General features: G+C 60.1%; 4 protein-coding genes and 2 tRNA genes. 2 read left to right on the top strand and 4 right to left on the bottom strand.

The features are described 5' to 3' along the window. Window positions 1-16: 16 nt before the first annotated feature. The 4 genes from F8N49_RS08490 to F8N49_RS08475 all read right to left on the bottom strand — a co-directional run bounded on the left by F8N49_RS08490 (window position 17) and on the right by F8N49_RS08475 (window position 3,236). Window positions 17-1,582, bottom strand: coding sequence for an iron ABC transporter permease (locus F8N49_RS08490; RefSeq protein ID WP_071174241.1), 1,566 nt, complete (start codon window positions 1,580-1,582; stop codon window positions 17-19). Next, window positions 1,582-2,592, bottom strand: coding sequence for an extracellular solute-binding protein (locus F8N49_RS08485; RefSeq protein WP_016771941.1), 1,011 nt, complete (start codon window positions 2,590-2,592; stop codon window positions 1,582-1,584). Before F8N49_RS08485 ends, F8N49_RS08490 begins: the two co-directional genes overlap by 1 nt. A gap of 290 nt (window positions 2,593-2,882) precedes the next feature. Next, window positions 2,883-2,969 (bottom strand) — tRNA-Leu (locus F8N49_RS08480). Between the two features lie 180 nt (window positions 2,970-3,149). Next, window positions 3,150-3,236 (bottom strand) — tRNA-Leu (locus F8N49_RS08475). A gap of 225 nt (window positions 3,237-3,461) precedes the next feature. Here F8N49_RS08475 and rnr point away from each other — a divergent pair. Together rnr and rlmB are read left to right on the top strand one after the other, a co-directional pair. Beyond that, window positions 3,462-6,092, top strand: coding sequence for a ribonuclease R (gene rnr / locus F8N49_RS08470; RefSeq protein WP_122751699.1), 2,631 nt, complete (start codon window positions 3,462-3,464; stop codon window positions 6,090-6,092). Beyond that, the gene (gene rlmB, locus F8N49_RS08465; protein ID WP_024011372.1) at window positions 6,089-6,853 is read left to right on the top strand and encodes a 23S rRNA (guanosine(2251)-2'-O)-methyltransferase RlmB; all 765 of its coding nucleotides are present in this window, start codon (window positions 6,089-6,091) and stop codon (window positions 6,851-6,853) included. Before rnr ends, rlmB begins: the two co-directional genes overlap by 4 nt. Window positions 6,854-6,904: the final 51 nt, after the last annotated feature.

Genomic DNA, 6,904 nt, shown 5'->3' with positions numbered 1-6,904 from the left:
CGAAGGCTGCGATCTTTTAGCGGCTGAGATACATCCGCGTCGTCAGCAGATAAACCGGCAACCCCGAGACCACAATCAACAACGCCGCATAAGGCGCCGCCGCCGCAAACTCGACATTCGCCGTGTGCGCCCAGACTTCGGTCGCCAATGTATTGAGTCCGGTTGGGCTGAGCAGCAACGTTGCCGTCAGTTCCTTCATCGCATCAAGAAACACCAGCGCAAACGCCGCGCCCAGTGCCGGGAAAATGATCGGCAAGGTCACCCGGCAAAACGCGGTGAACGACGATGCGCCTAATGTCCGCGCCGCTTCTTCCAGCTGCGGTGCAGCCTTGTTCAGCGCAGTACGGATCGGCGCCTGCGCCAATGGCAGGAACAGCAGCGCATAGGCGATCAGCAGCAAGCCCGACGTCTGATACAGCACTGGCACGTAATGCAGGGCGAAATACACCAGCGTCAACGCAATCACCAGCCCCGGCAGCGCGTGCAACAGATAAGGCAGGCGTTCGGCCCAGATTGCCAATCGGCCTTTATAGCGCACCACCAGCAACCCGACCGGCACCGCCAGCACCAGACACAGCGCGGCACCGCCCAATGACAATGCCAGCGATGACAGCAGCGCCTCGGTGATCGCCGCTACCGGGAACGCCGCCGATGAGCCGACCGCCAGCCAATACGCCAACATCCCCAACGGAATGCCGCTGCCGATAATCGCCAGCAACAGGCAATACAACTGACCAAGCGCCGCCCACGCTCCAAGCTTTACCTGTTCAGCCTGCCGCGCCGCGCCTTGGCCGGTGCGCACATGCCGGCCCTTGCCACGCACGCGCAGCTCCAGCCACAACAGCAGCAGACACAGCGCCAGCAACACCGCCGAAAGCATCGCAGCATTGGCATTGCTGAATTCCAGTTCGAATTGCTGGTAGATCGCCGTGGTGAAGGTTTGCAGGCCGATGATCGACAGCGCGCCGAATTCCACCAGCATGTGCAGGGCAATCAGCAGCGAACCGGCCAGCAGCGATGGCCACAGCAGCGGCAGGGTGACTCGGAAAAACACGCCCCAGCGATTCTGTCCCAACGTGCGGGCGGATTCTTCGAGGGAGGGATCGAGATTGCGCAGGGTCGCCGCAACTGGCAGGAAGATCAGCGGATACTTCGACAGGCTCATCACCAGAATCGCCCCGCCGAGGCCTTCGAATTGCGCGCTGAGCGAGACCCAGGTGAAGCTGCTGACAAACGCCGGCACCGCAAACGGCAGGCACAGGATCACGCCCCACAGGCGCCGCCCCGGCAGATTGCTGCGCTCCAGCAGCCACGCCAGCGACAGACCTATCACGGCGCAGGTAACCGTCACGCCGACCATCAGTGCCAAGGTGTTGCGCAACAGGCCGAACACATACGGGCGCCACAGCAAATGCAGCGCCTCGGCCCAGCCGGCCTGCCAGGCTTTCAGTCCGACATAGGCCAGTGGCAGCAGGCTCATGACCACCAGTAGCAATACCGGCAGCACCAGCCAGATTGACGGTCTTTTGCGTCGTGGCACGTAACCCCCGCGCGCGGCGGGGGCCGATAACGATGCTGCCATCAGTTCAGGCCAACTTCGCGTTCCAGCTCCAGCGCTTCTTCAGCATTGCCCAGGTCCGCCGGAGTGACGTTCGGCGCTTCCAGTTCGCTGAACGGCTTGAGGCCGCGATCCGATTCCATGCCTTTGTGCAGCGGGTATTCGGCGGTGGTCTGAGTGATCACGCGCTGACCTTCTTCGCTGGCCATGAAGGCGAGGAATTGCTGGGCTTCTTTTGGATGTTTGCTGGATTTCAGCACGGCAGCGCTGGACACGGTGATCAAGCCGCCAGCGTCGCCGCCGGTGAAATAATGCAGCTTGGAGTCGAGCTTGCCTTTCTCGCGTTGCAGGGCGAACCAGTAGTAGTTGTTCACCAGGACGGTAGCGACTTCGCCGTTTTCCACCGCTTTAAGCGCGACCATGTTGTTGCTGTAGGTCTTGCCGAACGCGCGCAGGCCGGTCAGCCATTCTTCGGCAGCGTCACGACCGTGCAGTTTGATGATTGCTACGGCCTGTTCCTGGAAGGCGCCACTGGTCGGCACGAAGCCGACCTTGCCTTGCCACTGCGGCTCGGAGAATTCCATCACCGATTTCGGCAGGTCTTTTTCATCGATCAGTTTCGGATTGAACGCGACCACGCGCACGCGCGCGGTAACGCCGATCCAGGTACCGTTGGCGGCGACGTATTTTTCCGGCAAAACCGCTAGGGTGGCGTCATCGGCCTTGGCCAGCAGACCCTGTTCGCCGAGGTTGTTCAGCGGCGGCGACTCTTCGGTGTAGATCACATCGGCGGGCGAGCGGTCGCCTTCTTCGATGATCTGGCTGGCGAGCTGGTTGCTGCTGCCTTTGCGCACGTTGACGTGGATGCCGGTCTTGGCTTCAAAAGCCTTGGCAATTGCGTCGCCGACTTCCTTGTGCTGGCCGTTGTAGAGAGTCAGGGAAACCGCATCGGCAGCCTGGGTGAGGGGAGTGGCGAGTGCCAGGCCGAGGAGGGTGAAGGTCAGGCCTCGGCGCAGGGTATTTCGAAACGTCATTCGCAGGGTTCCTCACTGTCGCATTGCAAAAACTTGCAACAATGATAAACGATATTGTTTCTCAAGTGCGCCTTATGGGGCGGCTGGTGATTGTGTAGGAGCTGCCGAAGGCTGCGATCTTTTTGATCTTGCTGTTAAACGGTAGGGGGTCAAAAGCAAGATCAAAAGATCGCAGCCTCGTTGCACTCGTCAGCTCCTACAAGACCTGCGGAAATTCAGGAAAGCAGAAACGCAAAAACCCGCTTTCGCGGGTTTTTGTGAAATCCAAGGCCTGAACCTTGAATTTGAATTGGTGCCCAGAAGAAGACTCGAACTTCCACGACCGTAAGGTCACCAGCACCTGAAGCTGGCGTGTCTACCAATTTCACCATCTGGGCAATCATCGCAAGCGTTGCCGCTGTTGATGTGGCGCACTATACGGAGGCCTTTTTGATCTGTAAACCCCTGATTTGGTTTTAATAAATCAGTGTGAGCAAAAGCTTTCCCGCAAATGCAAAAAACCCGCTTTCGCGGGTTTTGTGTGAGTGTTGAAACTGATCTAGTCTCAAACTCGAAATTGGTGCCCAGGAGAAGACTCGAACTTCCACGACCGTAAGGTCACCAGCACCTGAAGCTGGCGTGTCTACCAATTTCACCACCTGGGCATCATCGAAAGCGCTTGTGCGTCGTCGATGGCGCGCACTATACGGAGCGTCTTTTTAACTGTAAACCCCTGCCGCAGAAAAAACTGATTTTTTTTACCAGCGGCGTTCAAAACGGTGTCCGAGCGTCGATACAAGGCCTTGCACAGCCTTATAGCAGCGGAAATTTCCCGTTTCCCGGCGCCTATGCCAAACTAACCCGTATATAGACAAGGTGAAAACTCTCTAATGGCCGATTGGCAGTCCCTCGATCCCGAGGCCGCTCGTGAAGCGGAAAAATACGAAAACCCTATTCCCAGCCGCGAACTGATCCTGGCGCACCTCGCCGATCGGGGTTCGCCTGCTGCCCGCGAGCAACTGGTCGAAGAGTTTGGTCTGACCACAGAAGACCAGATCGAGGCCCTGCGCCGCCGCTTGCGCGCTATGGAGCGCGACGCTCAACTGATCTACACCCGCCGTGGCACTTACGCGCCGGTAGACAAGCTCGACCTGATCCTCGGCCGCATCAGTGGTCACCGTGACGGTTTCGGTTTCCTCGTGCCGGACGACGGCAGCGACGATCTGTTCATGAGCCCGGCGCAAATGCGTCTGGTGTTCGATGGTGACCGTGCGCTGGCCCGGGTTTCCGGTCTCGACCGTCGTGGTCGCCGTGAAGGTGTGATCGTCGAGGTGGTGTCCCGCGCTCACGAAACCATCGTCGGTCGCTACTTCGAAGAAGGCGGCATCGGTTTCGTCGTTGCCGACAATCCGAAGATCCAGCAGGAAGTGCTGGTGACGCCGGGCCGCAACGCCAATGCGCAGATCGGTCAGTTCGTCGAAGTGAAAATCACCCACTGGCCAACGCCGCGCTTCCAGCCGCAAGGCGATGTGGTCGAAGTGGTCGGCAACTACATGGCGCCGGGCATGGAAATCGATGTTGCCCTGCGCACTTACGACATTCCGCACGTCTGGCCTGAAGCGGTTGTGAAAGAAGCTGCCAAGCTCAAGCCGGAAGTTGAAGAAAAAGACAAAGAGAAGCGCATCGACTTGCGCCATCTGCCGTTCGTCACCATCGACGGCGAAGACGCCCGCGACTTCGATGACGCGGTCTACTGCGAAGCCAAACCGGGCAAACTGCGCCTGTTCTCCGGTGGCTGGAAGTTGTACGTGGCGATTGCCGACGTTTCCAGCTACGTGAAGATCGGCTCGGCGCTGGACAACGAAGCTCAGGTTCGCGGCAACTCGGTGTACTTCCCCGAGCGCGTGATTCCCATGCTGCCCGAGCAACTGTCCAACGGCCTGTGCTCGCTGAACCCGCAAGTCGATCGTCTGGCCATGGTTTGCGAGATGACCATCTCCAAGTCTGGCGAAATGACCGACTACTGCTTCTATGAGGCGGTGATCCATTCCCACGCTCGTCTGACCTATAACAAGGTCAGCGCGATGCTGGAAACGCCGAAGGCGACCGAAGCGCGCAAACTGCGCGGTGAGTACACCGACGTCGTGCCGCACCTCAAACAGCTCTACGCGTTGTACAAGGTGTTGCTGGCCGCCCGTCACGTACGTGGCGCGATCGATTTCGAAACCCAGGAAACCCGGATCATCTTCGGCTCCGAGCGCAAGATTGCCGAAATCCGTCCGACCGTGCGTAATGATGCGCACAAGCTGATCGAGGAGTGCATGCTGGCCGCCAACGTGGCCACTGCCGAATTCCTCAAGAAGCACGAAATTCCTGCGCTGTATCGTGTTCACGCTGGTCCGCCGCCAGAGCGTCTGGAAAAACTGCGCGCGTTCCTCGGTGAGCTCGGCCTGTCCCTGCACAAAGGCAAGGACGGTCCGTCGCCGAAGGATTATCAGGCCCTGCTGGCGAGCATCAAGGATCGTCCGGATTTCCACCTGATCCAGACCGTCATGCTGCGTTCGTTGAGTCAAGCGGTGTACAGCGCTGAAAACGATGGCCACTTCGGCCTGAATTACGAAGCCTATACCCACTTCACCTCGCCGATCCGTCGTTATCCGGACCTGCTCACGCACCGCGCGATCCGCAGCGTGATCCATTCGAAACAGGACACCCCGCACGTTCGTCGTGCCGGGGCGATGACCATTCCGAAAGCGCGCATCTATCCGTACGACGAAGCGGCACTGGAGCAGCTCGGCGAGCAGTGCTCGATGAGCGAGCGCCGTGCCGACGAAGCGACCCGCGACGTGGTGAACTGGCTCAAGTGCGAGTTCATGAAGGATCGCGTCGGCGAGTCGTTCCCGGGCGTGATCACTGCAGTGACCGGTTTTGGTCTGTTCGTCGAGCTGACCGATATCTACGTCGAAGGCCTGGTGCATGTCACCGCGCTGCCAGGCGATTACTACCACTTCGATCCTGTGCATCACCGCTTGGCGGGCGAGCGCACCGGTCGCAGTTTCCGTCTTGGCGACACCGTTGAAGTACGCGTCATGCGCGTCGACCTAGACGAGCGCAAGATCGACTTCGAGATGGCCGAGAAAACCATCAGCGCGCCGATTGGTCGCAAGAAACGTGGCACCGAAACCGCTGCGCCTGCTGCCAGGGCTGCGGAGGAAAAGGCTCCAGCGAAAACCGCCAGCCGTCGTCCGGCCAAGGAAAAGGTCTCCGAAGCCTATCGCCCGAGCGACGCCGTGGCGAAAAACGCCGAGCTGCGCAAAAGCCGTGAATTGAAGAAGGCCTTGCTGGCCGATGCGAAAAACGGTGGTAAAGCGGCGTCCGGGGGAAAGACCGGACGGTCGGCGCCTGACAGGGCGACCGACGGCAAGCCAGCCAAGCCGAGCAAACACCGTAAGGGCCCGCCAAAAGCGGGTTCCGCTCCAGCCAAAAGTGGCGGGGCGCGTAAACCGAAGGCGAAGTCATGAGTCAGTTGGAAAAAATCTACGGCGTTCACGCGGTAGAAGCGTTGCTGCGTCACCACCCCAAGCGCGTCAAGCAGATCTGGCTGGCGGAAAGCCGCAACGATCCGCGCGTGCAGACGCTGGTCGAGCTGGCCAACGAAAACCGTGTTCAGGTCGGCCAGGCCGAGCGTCGCGAAATGGACGCCTGGGTTGAAGGCGTGCATCAGGGCGTTGTCGCTGAAGTCAGCCCGAGTCAGGTGTGGGGCGAGGCCATGCTCGACGAGTTGCTCGATCGCACCGAAGGCGCGCCGCTGTTGCTGGTGCTCGACGGTGTGACCGATCCGCACAACCTCGGCGCCTGCCTGCGCTCGGCCGATGCGGCCGGTGCGCTGGCGGTGATCGTGCCGAAGGACAAGTCGGCCACGCTGACTCCGGTGGTGCGTAAAGTTGCCTGCGGCGCCGCGGAAGTGATTCCGCTGGTGGCTGTGACCAACCTGGCGCGCACTCTGGAAAAACTCCAGCAGCGCGGTTTGTGGGTAGTCGGCACCGCAGGTGAAGCCGAGGTCAGCATTTATGACCAGGACCTCACCGGCCCGACCATCCTGATCATGGGCGCCGAAGGCAAAGGCATGCGCCGCCTGACCCGCGAGCATTGCGACTATCTGGTGAATCTGCCGATGGCCGGCAGCGTCAGCAGCCTCAACGTGTCGGTCGCCACCGGCGTGTGCCTTTTCGAAGCCCAGCGCCAGCGCGGTGCGAAGGCCAAGGCTGCCGCAAAAAAATAAGCTCCACGCAATCAACTGTGGGAGCGAGCCTGCTCGCGAAGAGGAGTGTCA

Origin of the sequence: Pseudomonas sp. GXM4, from assembly GCF_008923895.1 — a bacterium.
GTDB classification, from domain to species: domain Bacteria; phylum Pseudomonadota; class Gammaproteobacteria; order Pseudomonadales; family Pseudomonadaceae; genus Aquipseudomonas; species Aquipseudomonas atacamensis.
Note: the sequence above shows the minus strand (reverse complement) of the source record. Positions and strands in the feature narration are given on the sequence as shown.

Excerpts from the sequence above, each read along its gene's own strand:
- rlmB (WP_024011372.1), top strand. The coding sequence starts at position 6,089 with ATGAGTCAGTTGGAAAAAATCTACGGCGTTCACGCGGTAGAAGCGTTG.
- F8N49_RS08485 (WP_016771941.1), bottom strand. The coding sequence starts at position 2,592 with ATGACGTTTCGAAATACCCTGCGCCGAGGCCTGACCTTCACCCTCCTC.
- F8N49_RS08490 (WP_071174241.1), bottom strand. The coding sequence starts at position 1,582 with ATGGCAGCATCGTTATCGGCCCCCGCCGCGCGCGGGGGTTACGTGCCA.
- rnr (WP_122751699.1), top strand. The coding sequence starts at position 3,462 with ATGGCCGATTGGCAGTCCCTCGATCCCGAGGCCGCTCGTGAAGCGGAA.